20 protein-coding genes are annotated in these 21158 nt (G+C 72.8%); 8 read left to right on the top strand and 12 right to left on the bottom strand.

The window, feature by feature from the left end; all coding sequences use genetic code 11:
* Window positions 1-16 precede the first annotated feature (16 nt).
* The 3 genes from EOE48_RS20155 to EOE48_RS20145 all read right to left on the bottom strand — a co-directional run bounded on the left by EOE48_RS20155 (window position 17) and on the right by EOE48_RS20145 (window position 4676).
* Window positions 17-493, bottom strand: coding sequence for a response regulator (locus tag EOE48_RS20155; RefSeq protein ID WP_127732483.1), 477 nt, complete (start codon window positions 491-493; stop codon window positions 17-19).
* A 90-nt stretch (window positions 494-583) separates the two neighbouring features.
* Complete coding sequence (locus EOE48_RS20150; protein ID WP_187371489.1) at window positions 584-883, bottom strand: NTF2 fold immunity protein; 300 nt, start codon at window positions 881-883, stop codon at window positions 584-586.
* Window positions 884-1046: 163 nt separating this feature from the next.
* On the bottom strand, window positions 1047-4676 hold the full coding sequence (locus EOE48_RS20145; RefSeq protein WP_127732479.1) for an AsmA family protein: 3630 nt from the start codon (window positions 4674-4676) through the stop codon (window positions 1047-1049).
* 270 nt (window positions 4677-4946) lie between these two features.
* Between EOE48_RS20145 and EOE48_RS20140 the strand changes: the two genes are divergently transcribed.
* A complete protein-coding gene (locus EOE48_RS20140) occupies window positions 4947-6731 on the top strand; it encodes a carbamoyltransferase family protein (protein WP_127732477.1) in 1785 nt (594 codons plus the stop codon).
* Between the two features lie 126 nt (window positions 6732-6857).
* Here the strand turns inward: EOE48_RS20140 and EOE48_RS20135 are convergent, their stop codons facing one another.
* On the bottom strand, window positions 6858-7223 hold the full coding sequence (locus EOE48_RS20135) for a hypothetical protein (RefSeq protein ID WP_127732475.1): 366 nt from the start codon (window positions 7221-7223) through the stop codon (window positions 6858-6860).
* A 293-nt stretch (window positions 7224-7516) separates the two neighbouring features.
* On the opposite strand from EOE48_RS20135, the gene EOE48_RS20130 reads away from it, so the two are divergent.
* The 4 genes from EOE48_RS20130 (at window position 7517) to EOE48_RS20115 (ending at window position 11492) form a co-directional block, all read left to right on the top strand.
* Window positions 7517-8119, top strand: coding sequence for a nitroreductase family protein (locus EOE48_RS20130; RefSeq protein WP_127732473.1), 603 nt, complete (start codon window positions 7517-7519; stop codon window positions 8117-8119).
* On the top strand, window positions 8116-9765 hold the full coding sequence (locus tag EOE48_RS20125; protein WP_246154620.1) for an acetate--CoA ligase: 1650 nt from the start codon (window positions 8116-8118) through the stop codon (window positions 9763-9765). The genes EOE48_RS20130 and EOE48_RS20125 overlap by 4 nt, the downstream gene beginning before the upstream one ends.
* A gap of 181 nt (window positions 9766-9946) precedes the next feature.
* Window positions 9947-10447 (top strand): P-loop nucleotide/nucleoside kinase family protein, encoded by a 501-nt coding sequence (locus EOE48_RS20120; protein ID WP_127732471.1) that lies wholly within the window; start codon window positions 9947-9949, stop codon window positions 10445-10447.
* A 268-nt stretch (window positions 10448-10715) separates the two neighbouring features.
* The gene (locus tag EOE48_RS20115) at window positions 10716-11492 is read left to right on the top strand and encodes an FkbM family methyltransferase (RefSeq protein ID WP_127732469.1); all 777 of its coding nucleotides are present in this window, start codon (window positions 10716-10718) and stop codon (window positions 11490-11492) included.
* A gap of 119 nt (window positions 11493-11611) precedes the next feature.
* On the opposite strand, the gene EOE48_RS20110 is transcribed toward EOE48_RS20115, so the two are convergent.
* The 7 genes from EOE48_RS20110 to EOE48_RS20080 all read right to left on the bottom strand — a co-directional run bounded on the left by EOE48_RS20110 (window position 11612) and on the right by EOE48_RS20080 (window position 17898).
* Entirely contained in the window at window positions 11612-12013 is a 402-nt protein-coding gene (locus tag EOE48_RS20110; protein ID WP_127732467.1) for a F0F1 ATP synthase subunit epsilon, read from the bottom strand.
* A gap of 79 nt (window positions 12014-12092) precedes the next feature.
* Entirely contained in the window at window positions 12093-13550 is a 1458-nt protein-coding gene (atpD, locus tag EOE48_RS20105) for a F0F1 ATP synthase subunit beta (RefSeq protein ID WP_127732465.1), read from the bottom strand.
* 56 nt (window positions 13551-13606) lie between these two features.
* Window positions 13607-13852: a hypothetical protein gene (locus EOE48_RS20100; RefSeq protein ID WP_127732463.1), complete on the bottom strand. Its 246-nt coding sequence runs from the start codon at window positions 13850-13852 to the stop codon at window positions 13607-13609.
* A 23-nt stretch (window positions 13853-13875) separates the two neighbouring features.
* Complete coding sequence (locus EOE48_RS20095) at window positions 13876-14754, bottom strand: F0F1 ATP synthase subunit gamma (RefSeq protein ID WP_127732461.1); 879 nt, start codon at window positions 14752-14754, stop codon at window positions 13876-13878.
* A 40-nt stretch (window positions 14755-14794) separates the two neighbouring features.
* A complete protein-coding gene (gene atpA, locus EOE48_RS20090) occupies window positions 14795-16324 on the bottom strand; it encodes a F0F1 ATP synthase subunit alpha (protein ID WP_127732459.1) in 1530 nt (509 codons plus the stop codon).
* 63 nt (window positions 16325-16387) lie between these two features.
* Window positions 16388-16960 carry a F0F1 ATP synthase subunit delta gene (locus EOE48_RS20085; protein WP_127732457.1) on the bottom strand — a complete coding sequence of 191 codons (573 nt, stop codon included), beginning with the start codon at window positions 16958-16960 and terminating at the stop codon, window positions 16388-16390.
* A gap of 251 nt (window positions 16961-17211) precedes the next feature.
* Window positions 17212-17898 (bottom strand): DsbA family protein, encoded by a 687-nt coding sequence (locus EOE48_RS20080; RefSeq protein ID WP_127732455.1) that lies wholly within the window; start codon window positions 17896-17898, stop codon window positions 17212-17214.
* A gap of 152 nt (window positions 17899-18050) precedes the next feature.
* Between EOE48_RS20080 and EOE48_RS20075 the strand changes: the two genes are divergently transcribed.
* Window positions 18051-18539 (top strand): hypothetical protein, encoded by a 489-nt coding sequence (locus tag EOE48_RS20075; protein WP_127732453.1) that lies wholly within the window; start codon window positions 18051-18053, stop codon window positions 18537-18539.
* A gap of 2 nt (window positions 18540-18541) precedes the next feature.
* Window positions 18542-19087, top strand: a complete 546-nt coding sequence (locus tag EOE48_RS20070; protein ID WP_127732451.1) for a hypothetical protein — start codon at window positions 18542-18544, stop codon at window positions 19085-19087.
* A gap of 10 nt (window positions 19088-19097) precedes the next feature.
* On the opposite strand, the gene EOE48_RS20065 is transcribed toward EOE48_RS20070, so the two are convergent.
* Window positions 19098-19724 carry a 2-hydroxychromene-2-carboxylate isomerase gene (locus EOE48_RS20065; RefSeq protein ID WP_127732449.1) on the bottom strand — a complete coding sequence of 209 codons (627 nt, stop codon included), beginning with the start codon at window positions 19722-19724 and terminating at the stop codon, window positions 19098-19100.
* 181 nt (window positions 19725-19905) lie between these two features.
* On the opposite strand from EOE48_RS20065, the gene EOE48_RS20060 reads away from it, so the two are divergent.
* Window positions 19906-21147 (top strand): argininosuccinate synthase, encoded by a 1242-nt coding sequence (locus EOE48_RS20060; protein WP_127732447.1) that lies wholly within the window; start codon window positions 19906-19908, stop codon window positions 21145-21147.
* The last annotated feature ends 11 nt before the right edge of the window (window positions 21148-21158 follow it).

Here is a 21158-nt window from a genome sequence, read left to right as displayed (position 1 = left end):
AGAGCGTAGCGCCGCCTCACGCCACCTTCTGGTTGATCGCGGCGGCGAGGCGCGGCTGGGGCCGGAGCAGGCTCTTGACCTGGGAGAACGGCCGCGGGCGGTTGATGACCTCGTCGAGGCGCGACCACAGGGTCTTGGGCGAGAACGGCTTGGCGATGACCTCGTTGACGCCGAGCGCCACCGCCCGGTCGACGACGTTGCGCCGCGGCTGGGCCAGCATCAGGATGATCGGCACGGTCGGGGCCGGCGAGGTCGCGGGGGTGCGCGCCAGCCGGATGAACTCCTCGCCCGACAGGATCGCGAGGTCCCAGTCGAGCACCACGAGGTCGGGCTTGCTCTCGGCCAGCACGCCGAGGGCCTCGGCCCCGTCCGGCGCCTCCAGCACCCGCTTGATGCCGACGCGCATCAGCATGTCGCGCACGATGCGGCGGATGTAGAGGCTCTCGTCGACGACGAGCGCCGAGAGGTCCGGGAAGGTCGGGGTCGCGATCATGGTGGGCGCATCCGGGGACGCCCCACCCTGCGCCGCCCTCCCCTACGGTTCCGCTAACCGGATCGATCGAAGGCGGCGGATCGGGCCGGATCACTTGAAGTGGATGACGCTGAGGACGGTGCCGTTGCGCTGGCACAGGAGGATCTGCGCCGTGCCCCCGACGAAGCCGGGCGGCAGCGTTCCCTCGACGGTCCAGATGCCGTCGCTCAGCCGGGCACGCAGCGGCAGCTCGCCCCGGATGTGCGCCTCGCCGTAGATCGACGCGAGGTAGACGAACGCGACGGCCTCGGCCGTCGCCGCATCCGGGACGATGCCACGGTCGAGCGCGGCGAGGTCGACCGGGCTGGCGCATCGCCGATCCGACGCCTCGACGAGGACGGGCCAGATCAACGCGCAACACGCGATCGCGGGCAGCCGGCGCCTCATGCGTCCTCCGTCGTCGTCGGAGAAAAGCTGGACGAAGCACCGCGCCTCCGCAACCGCCCGTCGAAGGGCCGACATCGCCGGGTCCTCGGCCCTGAGCGTGCCGTGCGCGCCCGTCCGGAACCGGTGTTCAGGGCTCCGCGGCCTCCGGCGCCGGCGCCGCCTCCTCGGCCCGGCGGCGGGCCTCCGCCTCGACGCGGAGCCGCTCCTCCTCGGCCTTCCTCCGGCGCGCCTCCTCCTCGGCGGCCTGACGCGCCCGGCGCGCCGCCTCGGCGGCCTCCTGCGCCGCCCGCAGCCGCGCCTCCTCGGCCTGCCGCCGGAGGCGGTCGGCCTCCTCCATGGCCTGCCGCCGGACGCGGTCGGCCTCCTCCATGGCCTGCCGACGCAGGCGGTCGGCTTCCTCGGCGGCGCGGGCGCGGTCCATCTCCAGGCGGCTGCGGCGGCGGGCGAGTTCGTTGCGGTCGGCCTCGCCGCTCTCGATCGCGTCGAGTTCGCGCTGGAGCACCACCGCGGCGAGCAGGTTGGTCAGCGGCGCCGCGTCGATCTCCCGCGCCGGCCGGGCGATCGGGCCGGCGAGGGCGAGGCCGAGCAGCGGCGCCGGGCCGGTCCAGGCCCGCGGCGTGCGAGCGGCGGTCATCGTGCCGCGGGCGTCGAGGCGCAGGCTCCGCAGGTCGGCCAGCACGCCGCCCGTCCAGGACGACGCCCCGGCATCGAGGGTCAGGCCGCTCGTGCGCAGCACGCCGCCGACCAGGGCGGCCGCGACGGTGACCGGCGCGGAGACCCGCAAGGGGCCGCGGTCGAACTCTTCGGCCAGGACCCGCTCGACCCGGCCGCTGCGCAGGGGATCGTCCTCGGCGAGCAGGCGCCCGAGCGCGCGCTCGGGCGCCGCCGGGTCGAGGCCCGGGACGACGAGGTCGGCGAGCGTGATCTCGCCGCTGCCGGCGAGGTTGCCGATCAGCCCGGCCGGGCTGGTGCCGGCGGCGCCGAAGCGCAGCCGCGCGCCGAACGAGCCGGCGAGGCCGCCCGCCGGGCTCCCGACGATCGCCGCGAGGCTCGCGCCGGCCAGAATCCCCTGCCCCGAGACGGTCGCCTGCTCGCCCTGGCGCGCCAGGGTCGCGGTGCCGGTGAGGCGCCCGCCGGCGAGGTCGGCCTGCATGTCGCGGACGGTCAGGCCCTCGGGCCCGAGGGCGAGGCCGAACCGGGCCTCGGCGGCGGCGAGGCCGCGGCCGAGATCGAGCCGGCGCACGGCGAGGCCGAGGCCGAGGCCGGGAAGCGGCGGCGGAGCCGGGCCGAACCGGGCGCCCGGCCACAGGCCGTTCCCGGCCGCCTCGCCGCCATCGGCCAGCACCAGGGCACCGGCGAGCCAGGGCAGCGAGAGCCGGTCGAGGCGGAGGTCGCCGCTGAATCCGCCCTCGGTCCCGCGCAGGATCGCCCCCTCGACGGCGCTGCCCGCGACGGAGCCCGCGAGGGTCAGGCGCGGCAGCGGGCCGGCACGGCCGAAGGCGAGGGTCAGCCGGGCCGGCACCGCGCCGCCGCCGAGGGCGCCGCGGCCGAGGAAGCCGGCGAAGGGCGTCAGGTCCGGGCTCGCCACCGCGACCTCGCCGTCCCGCGGCAGCGACTCGCCGGGGGCCACGACGAGGGGCCGGGCGGTGGTCACCGCGAGGCCGGCGAGGTCGGCCTCCACGGTCAGGCCGAGGGCCCTGCCCGCCTCGTCGCCGCCGGCGCCGGGCTCGCGCCGGCCGGAGAGGCGCAGGCGCGCCGGCCGGGCGAGGGCCGGATCGGCCGGGCGGCCGAGCCACAGGCCGGAGGGCAGGCCGTCGAGCCGGGCGTCGAGGCCCTCGATCCGGCCGTCGCGGGTGACGAGGGCGAGGTCGGCCTGCCCGCCGGCGGCGGTGCCGCGGGCGGCGCTGCGCAGGCGCGGCTCGTCGGCGCCGGGCTCGCGCTCGACGGTCACGTCGAGGGAGACCGCGCCCCGGCGCAGGAAGTCCGGCAGCGCCCGCGCCTCGGCGACCAGGGTGTTCTGGAACAGGTCGATCAGCGGCGCCGCGACCGGGGCGGAGACCCGCCCGGCGATGCGCCCGGTCCCGTCGGGTGCGATGCGGCCCGACAGGCTCGCCCGGGCCCCGGCGAGGTCGCGGATCTCCAGGCTGTCGACCCGCAGGGCCGCGCCCTCCGATTGCAGGCTCGCGGCGATCTCACCGGTGCGCGGGCCGGCCGGGCCGTAGCGCAGGTCGCGCGCCGTCAGGGTCAGGCCGAGATCGTGGCCGCGCAGGGCGTCGAGGCCGCCGCGCAGGGAGGGCAGTTCGGCGATGTCGAACGCCTCGGCGGCGATCTGGGCGTCGAAGCGCGGGCGCGGCGCATCGGGGCCCGCCGCGACGTAGCGGGCGTTGCCGGTGATCCGGGCCTCGCCGAGGGCGAGGCGGGCGTTGCGCAGGGACACCACCGGCGGCGCGGCCGTGATGTCGGCCGAGGCCGAGACCGGCCGCCCGTCGAGGAGGCGCAGGACCGGGCCGCCGAGCCCGACCCGGTCGAGGAGCCGGGCGAGGCGGGCGGAATCCGGCGCCGTCACCGAGGCCCGGCCGGCGAAGCCGCCGCCGGGACCGAGGTCGCCGCCGAGGCCGAGCCGCACCCCGCCCGGCGCGGTGGCGTCGAGCCGGTGCAGCGCCAGCGCCCCGGTCGGCGCCAGGGTCGCGCCGAGGCCGAGATCGGTCCACTCGCCGAGCGCCAGGGTGGCGCTCTCGACCGACACGTCGAGCGAGACGGTGCCGGGCAGGCGGGCGGCGAGGCGACCGGGTTCGCCGGCAAGCAGCATCCGTCCCGCCGGCCCGGTGAGGAACGCGTCGAGGTCGAGGCGGCGCGCCGCCAGGACGAGGCTCGCCCGGGCCGCCGCGAGGTCGAGGCTGCCGCGGCCGGCGAGCCGCAGGGGCGCGCCGCCGCCGTCGATCTCCAGGGCGAGGCTGTCGAAGGTCGCGACGCGCCCGCGGGCCTTGAAGCTGCCCTGGAGCGAGAACGGCAGGTCGGCCCCGGCGGCCTGGGCCGGCGGCCCGACGACGAGCTTGGCGGTGCCGGCGGCCTCGGGCACCCGCCCGTCGGCGGCGAGGGAGAGCCGGGCGTCGACCTCGATCCGGGGCGCGGTGTCGCCGCCGGCGCTGAGCTTGGCCGGCACGGCGCCGTCCGGCCCCGGGGTGCCGGTGGCGAGGCGGAACGGCACGCCGGCATGGCTGCCCTCGATCCGCCACGGCCCGGCGAGCGCCGGCGCCGACACGCCGACCGACTCGGCCGAGAGCTGGTCGGTGCGCCCGGTCGCCGGCACCGTGGTGGTGAGCAGGAGCTGCCCGATCCGCAGGTCCTCGACCGCGAGGTCGCGCCGCGCCGCGCCGGCGAGGCCCGGCGGCAGGACCACGGCACCGGCCTCGGTGACCGGCAGGCGGATCTCGGCCCGGCCGATCCGCGCCTCGGTGAAGCGGATCTCGCCCGACAGCAGCGGCGGCAGCGCGACCTCGGCCCTGACGACGCGGGCGTCGAGGAGGCGCTGGCCGGGGCCGGCCGCGAGCACGAGCCGGTCGGCGCGCAGGCGCGGCAGCGGCAGCAGGCGGAGTTGCAGGCGGCCCTCGGTGCGGACCTCCAGGCCGAGGGAGCGGCTCAGCGCGCCGTCGACCGTCCCGCGATAGCTCTCCCAGCCGACCAGGGGCGGCATCGCCAGGGCGGCGGCCAGGATCAGGATGACGAGCCCCGCCAGGGCGGTCAGGATGTCGCGCACCGTTCGTCGTCCGCCTCGCCCGGGCGGGCGAAGCGCCGGCACGCCACCGCTTCGTCCGCCCGGGTTGCTGGTGTCGCCGGATTTCCTCGCGGAACCCGGGACCGCTTCCGTCCGACCCGCGCCGTGCGGGCCTCCTTGATTCGGTTAGCATATCGCCGCCCGCCGGGGTGCCCATCCCGGAGGTCTGCCGATGCGGCCGGCCGCCGCCGATGCCGGTTTGCAACGGATCGCGGTGTGACGCGGGCGGTAGGGGCTGGTAGAGCCACGGTCATGAGTTCCGCACCGGCCCTTCCGCGCTACTATCTCGGCCTCGCCACGACCTTCCACGATCCGGCCCTGGCGCTGGTCGGCCCGGACGGCGCGGTCCTCTTCGCCGAGGCGACGGAGCGCTACCTCCAGTACAAGCGCGCCCCGAACTGCGAGCCGGATTCGGCGCCCCGCATGGCCGGGCTGCTCGCGGCCCACCTGCCCGCGGCCTGCGAGGTGGTGGTCGCCACCACCTGGGGGCCGGAATACGGCGACTACCTGAAGAGCAGCGCGGCGGGCGGCGCCTTCGACCTCCCGGCGCTCTCCGGGCACGGGCCGGCGCTCAACCGCTCGCTGGTGCCCGAGCGGACCGAGCGGGTGCTGATCGCCGAACTGGCGCTCGCCCAGGCGCGGGCCGGCTACGGCACCCTGCTCGGCCTCGACCGGGCCTTCGGCGGGGAGGCCCGGATCGCCGGGCCGCGGCGCTACCCGCACCACCTCACCCACGCGGCCTATGGCTGCTGGGGCAGCCCGTTCCGCGACGCGACCTGCCTCGTGGTCGACGGCATGGGCGAGACCGGCGCCGCGGCGCTCTACCGGATGGAGGACGGCCGCCTGCGCGAGGTCAAGCGCCACCGCGGCCGCGAATCGATCGGCTTCTTCTTCGGCCTCGTCACCGACCTCGCCGGCTTCGACCAGAGCAAGGGCGAGGAATGGAAGATCATGGGGCTGGCGCCCTACGGCCGGGTCGATCCCGAGCTGATGGCGCTGCTGCGCCGGCTCTACCGGATCGAGGGCGGGCGCCTGCGCTTCTCCGACGCGGCCGTGATCCGCGACACCGTGGCGGCGATCCTCGCCCGCCGCCCGGCGGATGCCGGCGAGGTCGGCTGGGCCGACCTGTCGGCCTGCGGGCAGGCGGCCTTCGCCGAGATGATGGACGTGCTGCTGGCCGAGGCCGAGCGGCTGGCGCCGGGCGACAACCTCGTGGTCACCGGTGGCTGCGCGCTCAACTCGTCCTACAACGGAAGGATCCTCGCCCGCAGCGGCTTCACGCGCCTGCACGTGCCCTCGGCCCCAGCCGACGACGGCAACGCGCTCGGCGCCGCCTGGCTCGCCTATGCCGAGGACCATCCCGACTGGACCGGGCCGGGGCACCCCGGCGAGACGGGGCGCCCCGCCTCGCCCTATCTCGGCGCCCGGGTCTCGACCGAGCCGCTGGCGCGCATGGCCGCCTGGGAGCCGCGCCTGCGCCAACTCGGCCACGACGGCGTGACGCGGGCGGCGGCCGGGATCCTGGCGGCGGGCGGCCTCGTCGGCTGGGTCCAGGGGCGGGCGGAATTCGGGCCCCGGGCGCTCGGCAACCGCTCGATCCTCGCCGACCCGCGGCCGGCCGACGCCAAGGCGATCCTCAACGCCAAGGTGAAGTACCGCGAGGCGTTCCGGCCGTTCGCGCCCTCGATCCTGGCCGAGGCCGGGCCGGACTGGTTCGAGGATTACCAGGACAGCCCCTACATGGAGCGGACCCTGGTCTGGCGCGAGGCGGTGCGGAGCCAAGTGCCGGCGGTGGTGCACGAGGACGGCACCGGGCGGCTGCAGAGCGTGACGGCGGAGCGCAACCCGGCCTACGCCGCGCTGATCGCGGCCTTCGCCGAGCGGACCGGCGTGCCGATCCTGCTCAACACCAGCTTCAACGTGATGGGCAAGCCGATCCTCCACACGGCGGAGGACGCGATCCTGATGTTCTACACCACCGGCCTCGACGCCCTGGTGGTGGAGGACTGGCTGCTGGTGAAGGAGGCGCGGGCCTGAGGCCCGCTGATGCCCTCGCGCTTCCGCATCGACGGGTCGATGCGGAAGCGTCCGGCGCATCAGCGCCGACGCCCGGTCGGGCTCGCCTCGCGCCTTCGAACACGTCCGTTCGAGGGCGCGAGGGTCCTACTCGCAGACCTCGACGCGCTTGTAGACGAACGACTCGTCGTCGAGCCACACCTTGCGGCGCTCGAAGTGGCAGATCGGGCCGCGGCGCGGGCGGACGTAGACCGTCTCGACCGGCTCCTCGACGTAGACCCGGCGCGGCGGCGGCGGGCCGTAATAGGGCGGCGGGGGCGGCGGGGCGGGCTGCGCGTTCATCAGCGCGCCGGCGGCGACGCCGCCGAGCACGCCGGCCGCCGCCCCGCCGATGATCGCGGCGCCGACATTGTCGCGGGCCGAGGCGGCCCCGGGGGCGAGGGTGACGATCGCGGCCGCCAGCGCCGCGCAGGCGCCGAGGCGCGAGAGGCCGAAAGTCGTCGAGACGCGCACGCTGGATCTCCCAAACAAGTCTGCGCAGTGTGGCGATATCTTGCTTAATGAACCGCCAAGAACGGGGTGAACACGAGCACCCGGCCGGCGATCGCGGCCGTCGTGACGCCCTCCCGCATGGCGGCGGTTTGCGGCAATTTCCGGGAGTGGCGGGCCGCCCGCACGGATGGCCGGCGGCTGTGTGATTTGGGTGACGCAGCGCTCCCGGCCCGGCGCGGTGCAGCCCTGCCCCGGGACAGCGTGACAATGGCGCGGCGGGCTGGCAGGACGGGCCGACACTGTGGAGGTCCCCCGTGACGACAGCCAACGGCCGCACCGCCGACCATCCGATCGACCCGCTGTTCCTCGAGCGGTTCTCGCCCCGGGCCTTCACCGGCGAGACGATCCCGGAGGCGGACCTGCTGACCATCCTGGAGGCGGCCCGCTGGGCGCCGTCGTCCTACAACTCGCAGCCCTGGCGCTTCCTGCACGCCCGGCGCGACACGATGCACTGGCAAACGTTCTTCGACCTGCTGGTGCCGGGCAACCAGAAGTGGGTCAAGGACACCGCGGCGATCGTCTACCTCGTGTCGAGTTCGACCATGACGACGCCCTCCGGCGAGGTGAAGCCGTCGCGCACCCATTCCTTCGACGCCGGCACCGCCTCGGCGCTGCTCCAGCTCCAGGCGATCCGGATGGGCTGGCACGCCCACGGCATGGTCGGGTTCGACTACGACCGCGCCTTCGTGGCGCTGAACGTGCCGGCGGGCCACCGGATCGAGGCGGTCTACGCCATCGGCCGCAAGGCCGACCCGGCGAGTCTGTCGGAGGAGCAGCGCGGCCGCGAGACCCCGAACGGCCGCAAGCCGCTGTCGGAGCTCGTGTTCGAGGGCGGGTTCCCGCCGCGCGAGGCGTGACCGCGGCGCATCGCCCGCTGCCGGCCCCGGATGCCGCCGGCCTCGCCGCCGGCTTCCGCTGGGCGATCCCCGAGCGGTTCAACATCGCGGTCGACGTCTGCGACCGCTGGGCGGCGATCGACCCCGACCGGCCGGCGATCCTCGACGTCGCCGGCGACGGCCGGGTCGAGACCTGGAGCTACGCCGCCCTGCGGGCGGCGTCGAACCGCCTCGCCAACGCCCTGCGCGCCCACGGCATCGGGACCGGCGACCGGGTGGCGGTGCTGCTGCCGCAATCGCCCGCCGTGGTGGTGGCGCATCTGGCGATCTACAAGCTCGGCGCCGTGGCGCTGCCGCTCGCGGTGGTGTTCGGCCCTGAGGGGCTGCGCCACCGGCTCGGCGATGCCGGCGCGAAGGGCCTCGTCACACACGCCGCCGGCCTCGCCAAAGTCGCGCCCTTGCGCGACGACCTGCCCGACCTGTCGGTGGTGATCTCGACCGAGGGCAACCGGGAGGGGGCCGAGGGCTGGCCGGCGCTGCACTGGGGTCCGCTGCTGGAGCGCGCCTCCGACGCCTTCGCGCCGGTCGACACGCTGGCCGACGACCCGGCGCTGATGATCTACACCTCGGGCACCACCGGGGCGCCGAAGGGGGCGCTGCACGGCCACCGCGTCCTGCTCGGCCACCTGCCGGGCTTCGACAGGATGCACGAGTTCATGCCGCGGCCCGGCGACCGGATGTGGACCCCGGCGGACTGGGCCTGGGCCGGCGGCCTGCTCAACGCCCTGCTGCCGAGCCTGCACCACGGCGTCGCGGTGGTGGCGCGCAAGGCGGAGAAGTTCGAGCCCGAGGAGGCGTTCCGGCTGATGGCGGCCTTGCGGGTCGCCAACGCCTTCGTGCCGCCGACGGCGCTCCGGATGCTGCGCACGGTCGAGAATCCGCGCGGGCGCCACGACCTCTCGGCCCTGCGCGGCCTCGCCTCGGCCGGCGAGATGCTCGGCGCCGAGACCTTCGACTGGGCCCGCGAGGCCCTCGGCCTCACCGTCAACGAGGCCTACGGCCAGACCGAGTGCAACCTCGTGCTCGCCTCCTGCGCGGCGCTCGGCATCGCCCGGGCCGGCTCGACCGGCAAGCCGGTGCCGGGCCACCGGGTCGCGGTGATCCGCCCGGACGGCAGCGAGGCCGGGACCGACGAGATCGGCCAGATCGCGGTGGCGCGGCCCGACCCGGTGATGTTCCTGCGCTACTGGAACGACCCGGCGGCGACCGAGCGCAAGTTCCTCGGCGACTGGATGACCACCGGCGACCAGGGCCGGGTCGATGCCGACGGCTACGTCCACTTCGTCGGCCGCGACGACGACGTCATCACCTCGTCCGGCTACCGGATCGGCCCCGGCGAGATCGAGGATTGCCTCCTGCGCCACCCCGCCGTGGCGCTGGCGGCGGCGGTGGGCAAGCCCGACCCGGTGCGGACCGAGATCGTCAAGGCGTTCGTGGTGCTGCGCCCGGGTTTCCCCCCCTCCCCTCGCCTCGCCGAGGAGATCCAGGGCTTCGTGCGCACGCGGCTGTCGGCGCACGAATACCCGCGCGAGATCGCGTTCCGCGCCGGCCTGCCGCTGACCACCACCGGCAAGATCATCCGCCGGGTGCTGCGGGACGAGGCGTGAGGCGACGGACTTGACGTAGGGTTAGGCGCCGAGCACCATGGCCAGATGACTCACCGTGTTCGCACCATCGACGTGGCGGCCACCCGCCGAATTAGGCGCCCGGCCTGATCGCTCGGGCCGGGTTCGGTCGCACGTCCTTGTGAACACGCAGGCGCCCTCGGCGCGTCAGGGGTCTCCGGTCATGCCCGTCAACGACACGGTGCTGCACCTCGTGTGCGGCAAGATCGCCGCTGGAAAATCGACGCTGACGGCGCGCCTCGGCGCCGGCCCCGACACCATCCTGATCCGGGAAGATCAATGGCTCGCCAGTCTCTACCCGGGCGAGCAGAACTCCCTCGCCGACTACGTGCGGAACTCCGGCCGGCTCCGGAGCGTGATGGGTCCGCATCTGGTCGCGGTGCTCAGGACGGGCCTGTCGGTGGTTCTGGATTTTCCGGCCAACACGCCGGGAAGCCGGGCGTGGATGCGCTCGTTGTTCGAGGAGGCCGGAGTCGCTCACCGGCTCCACTACCTCGATGTCTCGGACGAGGTCTGCAAGTCGCGGCTGCGGCGGCGCAATGCGGACGGCCAGCACGAATTCGCGGTGAGCGACGAGCAGTTCGATCTGTTTACGAGCTACTTCGTGCCGCCGGCACCGGAGGAAGGCTTCACGGTGGTGCGCCACCCAACGGAGGGGCCCTGAGGTCGCATCGCACGAAGAACCGAGTCTCGACAGGCTTCCGATGACCGACCCCCGGCCGTGTCCTCGGGCGGGATCCCTTCTCCCGAGCGGGCTCCCGCCTTCAGGGATCTGAGCCTCGCCCGTCCCGGCGCGAGGGGGGCCAGGAACCGGCCGCCCGCCTCCGCCCGGCGCGAAGGGATTCCCGAGCCGTCTACGCAACTCGCGATGGCAAGTCCGGGCGCGGCTGGTTAGAGATCCGCTCCGGGCCGGCGAAACGAGGGAGCGCAGCATGGGTGCATCGGGCGAGATCGACGTCGTGACCATCGGAGATCATCGGATCCGCCTGGACCCGCGCTCCAAGCACGGACGGATGTACCTGAAAAACTCGTCCGCGGGCATCGACGACGTCGACGTGGCGATCGCGAGACGTTTCATGCGACCCGGAGATCGCGTCTTGGATCTCGGCGCCAACATCGGGTACAACGCGCTTCATTACCTGAATCTGGGCGCCGCCCACGTGGATGCGGTCGAGCCGCACCCCGATCTCCACGCCCGATTGCGGTCGTTCGAGGGAGACCGGTTCACCGTCCATCCCGTGGCGATCGGGGCCGCGCCGGGTCGCGCCCGGATGGTCGTCTCCCAGACCCACGACCAGGGCCATACGCTCAAGCCGGAGGTCGTCGCCATCCACCGGCAGGTCTTCGGCGCGACGCTTCAAGAAATCGACATCGACGTCACGACCGCCGATCTGCTGTTTCCCTCGGCACGGTTCGATTACATCAAGGCCGACATCGAAGGCAGCGAGTTGGATTTCATCGCCGGCGCCCGGACGCTGTTCACCGAACGTCCGCCGCGCGTGCTGCAGATCGAGATCATGCCGGACTTCTACGACGAGTACGCGGCCGTGCTGTCGCGTTACTTCCGGACGGTGCTGCGCATCGACTACGATCGGGACAGCGGACGCATCGAGGCCGTTGCCCCGTCCGCTCCCGCGCGGGACGGATTCCGCAATGTTCCGCCGAACTACGTCCTGTTCAACGAGCGGGTCGTCTCGACGGTCGGGTGACGACCGGATGTCCGCCAGCGCGCCGTGCGCGCCGGTCGGTCAGCGCCGGGCACGCAGCAGAACGGCGGCGGGACCACTGTCCGCGCCGCCGCCCAGGATCGACACCAGGGGTCGAGCGGTCAGAAGCTCAGCGTGACCTTCGACTCGCGGAGCTGGGCGATGTGGCCCTCGATCTCGCGGCGCTTGTCGTAGTCTTCGGTGGCGTCGTATTGCAGCTCCGCCGCCTCGATGTCGCGGTCGATGATCTCGGGGGTGAGTTCCTCGATCGGCGTGGCGCGCTCGGCGATGACGGTGAGCGCGGTGGCGTTGATCTCGGCGAAACCGCCGCGGACCAGCACCCGCTTGCCGTGTTGCGGGCCCTCGGTGATGACGAGGATCCCGGTCTTGAGGGTGGTCAGTACCGGGGCGTGCCCGGGCAGCACCGTCATCTCGCCCTCGGAGCCGGGGAGCTGAACGGCGTCGACCTGGCCGGAATACAGCACCCGCTCGGGGCCGACGAGGTCGAACTGGAAGGTGGCCATGGCGAGAAGTCGGTCCCGGGTTCAGGCGATGGACGCGGAGCGGGACGCCGAGGTCCCGCTCCGGTGATGCGAACGACGCTTACGCGGCGGCGGCGAGCTTCTGGGCCTTCTCCTTGGCCTCCTCGATCGAGCCGACCATGTAGAAGGCCGCCTCGGGGAGGTTGTCGTACTCGCCGTCGACGAGGCCCTTGAAGCCCTTGATCGTGTCCTCGAGCGCCACGAGCTTGCCCGGCGAGCCGGTGAAGATCTCGGCGACGTGGAACGGCTGGCTCAGGAAGCGCTCGATCTTGCGGGCGCGGGCGACCGTCAGCTTGTCCTCTTCCGACAGCTCGTCCATGCCCAGGATCGCGATGATGTCCTGCAGCGCCTTGTAGCGCTGGAGCACCTGCTGGACGCGGCGGGCGACGGTGTAGTGCTCCTCGCCGAGCACGGTCGGCGACAGCATGCGCGAGGTCGAGTCGAGCGGGTCCACCGCCGGGTAGATGCCCTTCTCGGCGATCGAGCGCGACAGCACGGTCGTGGCGTCGAGGTGGGCGAACGAGGTGGCGGGCGCCGGGTCGGTCAGGTCGTCGGCCGGGACGTAGATCGCCTGGACCGAGGTGATCGAGCCCTTGTTGGTGGTGGTGATGCGCTCCTGGAGGGCGCCCATGTCGGTGGCGAGCGTCGGCTGGTAGCCCACCGCCGAGGGGATGCGGCCGAGCAGCGCCGACACTTCCGACCCGGCCTGGGTGAAGCGGAAGATGTTGTCGACGAAGAACAGCACGTCCTGGCCCTCGTCCCGGAAATGCTCGGCGACGGTGAGGCCGGTCAGCGCGACGCGGGCGCGGGCGCCCGGGGGCTCGTTCATCTGGCCGTAGACCAGGGCGCACTTGGAGCCCTCGGCCGAGCCGTGCTCCTTCGGGTCCATGTTGACCTTGGACTCGATCATCTCGTGGTAGAGGTCGTTGCCCTCGCGGGTGCGCTCACCCACGCCGGCGAACACCGAGTAGCCCGAGTGGGCCTTCGCGATGTTGTTGATGAGCTCCATGATGAGCACGGTCTTGCCGACGCCGGCGCCGCCGAACAGGCCGATCTTGCCGCCCTTGGCGTAGGGGGCGAGCAGGTCCACCACCTTGATGCCGGTGACGAGGATCTGGGCCTCGGTCGACTGCTCGGCGTAGGACGGGGCCGGCTGGTGGATGGCGCGCAGCGACTCGGACTTGATCTCGCCGGCCTCGTCGATCGGCTCGCCGATGACGTTCATGATGCGGCCGAGCGTGTTGGCGCCGACCGGCACCTTGATCGGGGCGCCGGTGTCGGTGACCTCCTGGCCGCGCACGAGGCCCTCGGAGGTGTCCATCGCGATGCAGCGGACGGTGTTCTCGCCGAGCTGCATGGCGACTTCGAGCACCAGCCGGTTGCCCTGGTTGGTGGTCTCCAGGGCGTTCAGGATCTCGGGCAGGTGGCCCTCGAACTGCACGTCGACGACGGCGCCGATGACCTGGGTGATGTGGCCGACCTTGTTCGAGCCGGCGCCGGGAGCAGGGGTGTTCGCCATGGTGTCCTCTGGTTCGTGCGGGCGCGGCCGCGGGGCGGCCGGCGGAGTGTCGGTGGTCAGGCGGGCGCGAGGTCGAGCCGCCGCTCGACCCGGGCGAGCCGGTCCTCGATGCGGTCGAGGCGGCCGTTCTGCACGGCGATCTGGGTCTGGACGTGCCCGAGGGAGGCCTGGACCTGCCCCAGGGCGCCCTCGACGGCATTGATGCGGGACTTCACGTCCGCGATGTCGAGACGCATCTCGTCCTGGCCGCGCCGGATGTGGCGCAGCTGCTCCAGAACGAGGTTGGCGACGTCGTCGGTCATGGCCGTGCTCCCGCGTCTCCTCCTTACAACGCCTCGGCGCCCGAGATGATCTCGATCAGTTCCTTCGTGATCATCGCCTGCCGGGTGCGGTTGTAGATCTGGGTCTGCTTCTTGATCATCTCGCCGGCGTTGCGGGTGGCGCTGTCCATCGCGCCCATCCGCGCGCCCTGCTCCGAGGCCGCGTTCTCCAGGAGGGCCCGGAGGATCTGGACCGTCAGGTTCTTCGGCAGCAGGGAGGCGAGGATCTCGGCCTCGCCGGGCTCGTAGTCGTAGATCGCGTCGGTGGCGGTCTGCTCCGCCGCGGGCGCGATCTCGGCCGGGATGATCTGCTGCGCCGTCGGGATCTGAAGGATCACCGAGCGGAAGCGCGAGTAGAACAGCGTCGCGATGTCGAACTCGCCCGACTCGAAGCGCTTGAGCAGGTTCTGGGCGATGGCCTCGGCGTGCTCGAAGCCGAGCTGGCGGGCGCCGCGCAGGTCGACCACCTCGATGATCTGGTCGCGGAATTGGCGACGCAGGATGTCGTTGCCCTTCTTGCCGACGCAGATGATCTTGACGGTCTTGCCCTCGGCCATCAGCCGGCGGGCGTGATCGCGCGCGAGGCGCGCGATCGAGGAGTTGAAGGCGCCGCACAGGCCCCGCTCCGCCGTGCAGACGAGGAGCAGGTGGGTGCGGTCCTGGCCGGTGCCGGAGAGCAGCCGGGGCGTGTCCGCCCCGGGGGTCAGGTTGGCGGCGAGATTGCCGAGCACCTGCGCCATCCGCTCGGCGTAGGGCCGGGCGTTCTCCGCCGCCGACTGCGCCCGGCGCAGCTTGGCGGCGGCGACCATCTGCATCGCCTTGGTGATCTTCTGCGTCGCCTTCACCGAGGCGATGCGGTTGCGCAGGTCCTTCAGACTCGCCATCGGGTCCTCGTCTCTCCCTGGAGGCTCAGAGCCGCGATGCTTACTGGAACGACTTGGCGTAACCGTCGACCACGCTCTTCAGCTTGGCGCCGGTGTCGTCGGAGAGATCCTTGGACGAGCGGATCGACTCCAGGATGTCGCTGTGCTTGCCGCGCAGGAGCGACAGGAGGCCGTCCTCGAAGGCGCGCACGCGGGCGACCGGGATCGGGTCGAGGTAGCCGTTGACGCCGGCATAGATCACCGCGACCTGCTCCTCCATCTTCAGCGGCGAGAATTGCGGCTGCTTCAGGAGTTCGGTCAGGCGCGAGCCGCGGTTGAGCAGCTTCTGGGTCGAGGCGTCGAGGTCCGAGCCGAACTGGGCGAAGGCCGCCATCTCGCGGTATTGCGCCAGCTCACCCTTGATCTTGCCCGCGACCTTCTTCATCGCCTTGGTCTGGGCCGCCGAGCCGACGCGCGACACCGAGAGGCCGACGTTCACCGCCGGGCGGATGCCCTGGTAGAACAGGTCGGTCTCGAGGAAGATCTGACCGTCGGTGATCGAGATCACGTTGGTCGGGATGTAGGCCGAGACGTCGTTGGCCTGGGTCTCGATGACCGGGAGCGCGGTCAGCGAGCCGGCGCCGGCGGCGTCGCCCATCTTGGCGGCGCGCTCGAGCAGGCGGGAATGCAGGTAGAACACGTCGCCCGGATAGGCCTCGCGGCCCGGCGGGCGGCGCAGCAGCAGCGACATCTGGCGGTAAGCGACGGCCTGCTTCGACAGGTCGTCGTACACGATCACGGCGTGCATGCCGTTATCGCGAAAATACTCGCCCATGGCGCAGCCGGCGAACGGCGCGATGAACTGCATCGGCGCGGCGTCGGACGCGGTGGCCGCGATGACGATCGAGTATTCGAGCGCGCCGTTGTCCTCGAGCGCCTTCACGAACTGGGCGACGGTGGAGCGCTTCTGCCCGACCGCGACGTAGACGCAGTACAGCTTGGCCTTCTCGTCGGTGCCGGCATGGGCCGGCTTCTGGTTCAGGATGGTGTCGAGGGCGATCGCGGTCTTGCCGGTCTGGCGGTCGCCGATGATGAGCTCGCGCTGGCCGCGGCCGACCGGGATCAGGGCGTCGATCGCCTTGAGGCCGGTGGCCATCGGCTCGTGGACGGACTTGCGCGGGATGATGCCCGGCGCCTTCACGTCGACCCGGCGGCGCTCGTCGGTGACGATCGGGCCCTTGCCGTCGATCGGGTTGCCGAGCGCGTCGACGACGCGGCCGAGCAGACCCTTGCCGACCGGCACGTCCACGATGGCGCCGGTGCGCTTGACGGTCTGGCCTTCCTTGATCTCGCGGTCGGCACCGAAGATCACGACGCCGACGTTGTCCTGCTCGAGGTTCAGCGCCATGCCGCGGACGCCGGTCTCGAACTCGACCATCTCGCCGGCCTGGACGTTGTCGAGGCCGTAGACGCGGGCGATGCCGTCGCCGACCGACAGGACCTGACCGACCTCGGTGACCTCGGCCTCCTGGCCGAAGTTCTTGATCTGCTCCTTCAGGATCGCGGAGATCTCAGCGGCACGGATGTCCATGGTGGACCTTCTCTCGTCTCGATGGTTCGTCGGGGCGGTGGGGATCGCAGGCGGCGGGGCCGCTCAGCGGGCGTCCCGCATCGCGAGGCGGATGGAGTTGAGCTTGGTGCGCAGCGAGGCGTCGACCATGCGGCTGCCGAGCTTGACCACGATGCCGCCGATCAGCGACGGGTCGATGCGCAGGTCGAGGTCGATCTCGGAGCGGGCGACGTCGCGCAGCGAGGCCTTGATGTCCTCCAGCACCGCGTCCGAGGGCTGCTCGGCGAGGCGGACCTCGGCCTGGACGATGCCCTTCGACTGGCGCACCAGGGCGCGGTAGGCGCGGATCATGTCGGGCAGGGCGAACAGGCGCCGGTTGGCGGCCGAGAGCCGGATGAAGTTGCCGGCGAGCCCCTCGATCCCGGCGCGGGCGAGGACCGCCTCGATCGCCTTGACCTGATCCTCGGCCGAGAAGACCGGGCTGCGCACGAGGCGCTGCAGGTCGGCGCTCTCGGTCATCAGGGCCTCGAACCGATCGAGGCCCTCGGACACCGCGTCGACGCTGCGCTCGTCGCGGGCGAGCTCGAACAACGCCGAGGCATACCGCCCGGCGACGCCCGCCAGGGGGGAACCCGATTCCGAACCGTTCTGAGCCACCAGCGCTCTCTCTCTAACCTGGCCCGACGGGTGCGGCCGCATCACGCCGAACGAGGGTGGCGGCGGCGCGCGGCCCGTCGATGATGGGAAGGCGCCGGCACGAGAAGAGGCCCCTCCCCCGGCGCGGCGCCGGCCTAGCATGGGTGATCGGGGGGCGCAAGGCGACGCCGCGGGTGGCTCAAGCCTGCGATCACGGCGAATTTTAATCCCGCAGGGTGGCGAAGGTGAGGCGCGAGGGCGCCCCCTCGCCGTCAGCCCTGGCAGACGATCTCGCCGCACTCGCGGGCGGCGGCCAGGACGGCGGCGAGGCTGCGCCGGCCCGGATGGCCGAGGATGCCGGCGGTGCCGACGACGTAGGACGGGGTGGCGGCGAGCCCGAGGCTGGCAGCGAGCCGCATCTGCGCCCGCAGGGCGCCGCCCACCTCGGCGGCGTCCGCGTCGGCCTCGATCGCCGCCCGGTCGTGGCCCAGGGCCGCCGCGGCGTCGAGGGCGCGGGGCCCGTCGATGCGGCCCGGCTGGCCGAGCAGCCGGCCGTAGAGCGCGAAGGCCGCGGCCGAGCCCGCCCGGCGCTGCACCGCGAGCGCCACCTTGGCGGCTTGCGCCGATTGCGGCGACAGGATCGGGTTGTGGACGAGGCCGACCCGCAGGTCCGGCGCCTCGCCGAGCAGCGCGGTCAGGTCGCGCGCCGCGGCCCGGCACCACGGGCAGTTGAAGTCGAAGAACTCGTAGAGCGTGACCCCGGCCTCGCGCGGGCCGATCCAGGTCACGCCCTTCAGGGTCTCGATCTCGGAGGTCAGCTCGCCCGGCAGGCGGGTATTCGCCACCGGCCTGCCGTCGTCGCCGGTGAGCGCGTGCCACTGCCCTTCCACCTGGGCGAGGGCGGCGGACGGGGCGCCGAGGACGATTGCGGCGAGGAGAGTGCGACGGGAGAGGGGCATCGGGGGCCGGGGACGCTGGAGGACGCTCTCCCCGATAAGCTCGGCCATTCTGGCGGGATGAAGGCCGCCCTTGGCCCCGTGCCGGCGGTGGTCGTATCATCCGGCCTCTCACGATCGGAGGTCGGCACGAGGAGCCGTCCGGGGAAGGCGCCATGGCACTTCTGGATACCCTGCGCAGCGTCAGGGATCGCACGCGAGCCGAGAGGGAGGCCGAGTCCGACCGGCCGCAGATCATCGCCCGCTGGCAGTCCGACGTCGCGGCGCTCTACGACGAGATCCACGGCTGGCTCTTAGACTACGAGCGAGATGGCTACCTGACCGTTTCCACGCAGGAGATCCACCTTCGGGAAGAGCCACTCGGTCTCTACACGCTCGATGCGATGCTGATCCATGTCGATGACCTCGCCGTCAGGCTGCAGCCGGCGGGCCGGTACGTCCTCGGGGCGACCGGCCGCATCGACATGTTCCGCCAGGGGCGATCCGCACGCGACGAGCGGGTTCTTCTGGTTCGGCAGGCGACGCCGGAGGGGGAGCGCTGGATGCTGCGCCCTCCGGCCGGGCCGCGGACCGGAGCGGCGTCCGGTCTCGAACCGCTCGACCGCGCCTCGTTCGAGGCCGCGTTCGAATCGCTCCTGAGCTGAGGATGCCGGATCCGACGCCGATCGACGCCGCGTACCGTCGTGGCCAGATCCTGATGGCGATCCTGACCCGGCTGCGCGAGCAGGCCCTGGCGAACCCGGCGCATCCGCGCTGGGTCGAACTCGGGCTCTGCCCAGCCTACGAGACCAAGCGGCAGGCGGTCGCCGACTTGCAGGCGACCTTTGCGGACCTGCTCGGCCTCGTCGGCCACCTGACGCTCCTCGACATGGCCGCGAGCTTCGAGGTGGCGAGCCAGGCCCGGCTGGGGACGCGGCTGGGCGAGGTCCGTTCGGCACTGGCGGCGGGAGGGCGCAAGCGGGTCCTGCCGCCCTATGCGCTCCGGCTCGTCCGCGACCGGGACGAGTTCGGGAGTCTTCGGGCCGTCGCAGCACTGCTCGACGGCGAAGCGGACGAAGCCCTGCTCGACGCCTTCGACGCCGTCCGTCAGGCCCGGAACAACTTCGCGCACGGAACCGAAATCCTGTCGGCACCGGTGGCCGACCCCGACGCGGCTCGCGACACCCTCAACGCGGTGCTCGGGCTCCTCTGAGCCCCAGCCCCTACCGCATCCCCGCCGGCCGGTCGCCCACCGCCCAGGCGAGGGCCTGCTCCAGGCGGTCGTTGCCCCAGAACAGCTCGCCGTCCTCGGTGAGGAAGCTCGGCGCGCCGTAGAGGCCGCGGGACTTCGCCTCCTCGCCGATCGAGCGCAGGCGGCTCTTGTTGGGCTCCTGGGTCGCCGCCCGGACGATCGCCGGACCTTCCAGGCCGAGGTCGTTGAGGAGCGCCGAGAGGGCGCCGGGCTCGGCGATCGCCTGGCCGCGGGCGAATTCCGCCGTGTAGACCGCCCGCACGTAGTCGCCGATCCACGGCTCGTCGGCGCCGTGGACCGCGATGCGGGTCGCCGCGAGGCTGTTCTGCGGGAAGGCGTCGGGCCGGGTCAGCGGCGGCAGGCCGAGGCGGGCGGCCTCACGGGCGACGTCGCGCCACATGTTGCGGCCCTTGGCCGGGTAGAGGTTGAACGGCGACGAGGTCCAGCCCTGCGCGGCGAAGACCGGCCCGAGCAGGAACGGCCGCCAGCGGATCGCCACGTCCGCCGCCCCCGCCAGGGCCTCGATCCGCATCGCCGAGAGGTAGGAGTAGGTCGACGCGAACTCGAACCAGAATTCGAGCGTAGGCCGTCGCGGCATCCAGCCCTCCGTTGTCAGGCCCCGACCTTCGCGGCTCCGGCCCGCCGCCGCAACCGCCGCGACCGGCGTCGTTGCGCCACGGGCGGTCAACGACCGGCCGGCATCGCGGTTGCACGCGGGCGGGCCGGGCTGTTAAGCCGCGCCGATCCCGTCCAGCCCCGAAGCCGAGGCCCGTTCCCGCATGTCCGACCAGAGCCCCAAGCGCGTGAAGAAGGTGGTGCTCGCCTATTCGGGCGGCCTCGACACCTCGATCATCCTGAAGTGGCTCCAGACCACCTACGGCTGCGAGGTCGTGACCTTCACCGCCGATCTCGGCCAGGGCGAGGAGCTGGAGCCGGCCCGCCGCAAGGCCGAGCTGCTCGGCATCAAGCCGGAGAACATCTTCATCGAGGATCTGCGCGAGGAGTTCGTCCGCGACTACGTGTTCCCGATGTTCCGGGCCAACGCGCAGTACGAGGGCGTCTATCTGCTCGGCACCTCGATCGCCCGGCCGCTGATCGCCAAGAAGCAGATCGAGATCGCCGAGCGGGTCGGGGCCGACGCGGTCTCGCACGGCGCCACCGGCAAGGGCAACGATCAGGTCCGGTTCGAGCTCGGCTACTACGCCCTCAAGCCCGACGTGACGGTGATCGCGCCGTGGCGCGAATGGGACTTCCGCTCCCGCGAGGCGCTGATCGCCTTCGCCGAGCAGCACCAGATTCCGATCTCCAAGGACAAGCGCGGCGAGAGCCCGTTCTCGGTCGACGCCAACCTCCTGCACGCCTCCTCCGAGGGCAAGGTGCTGGAGGATCCCGCGCTCGACGTGCCGGACTACGTCTATTCGCGCACCCTCTCCCCCGAGGAGGCGCCGGACACGCCGACGGTCGTCACCATCGGGTTCGAGCGCGGCGACGCGGTGTCGATCGACGGCGAGCGGCTGTCGCCCGCGACGCTGCTGGCCAGGCTCAACGAGCTCGGCCGCGCCAACGGCATCGGCCGCCTCGACCTCGTCGAGAACCGCTTCGTCGGCATGAAGAGCCGCGGCATGTACGAGACCCCCGGCGGCACCATCCTGCTGCCGGCGCACCGGGCGATCGAGTCGATCACCCTCGACCGCGGCGCGGCCCATCTCAAGGACGAGCTGATGCCGCGCTACGCCGAGCTGATCTACAACGGGTTCTGGTTCTCGCCCGAGCGCGAGATGCTCCAGGCGCTCATCGACAGGAGCCAGGAGATGGTCACCGGCACGGTGCGGCTGAAGCTCTACAAGGGCGGCGTCCACGTCGTCGGGCGCGAGAGCCCGAACTCGCTCTACGACCAGGATCTCGTCACCTTCGAGGAGGGCGCGGTCGCCTACGACCACCGCGACGCGGCGGGCTTTATCAAGCTCAACGCGCTCCGCCTGCGGACGCTGGGCCAGCGCAAACGCAAGCTCGGCGCCTGAGCGGAAGGCTC

It is taken from the genome of Methylobacterium oryzihabitans (assembly GCF_004004555.2).
GTDB lineage: Bacteria > Pseudomonadota > Alphaproteobacteria > Rhizobiales > Beijerinckiaceae > Methylobacterium > Methylobacterium oryzihabitans.
The sequence above is the reverse complement of the archived record's forward strand: the minus strand, read 5'-3'. Positions and strand labels throughout refer to the sequence as shown.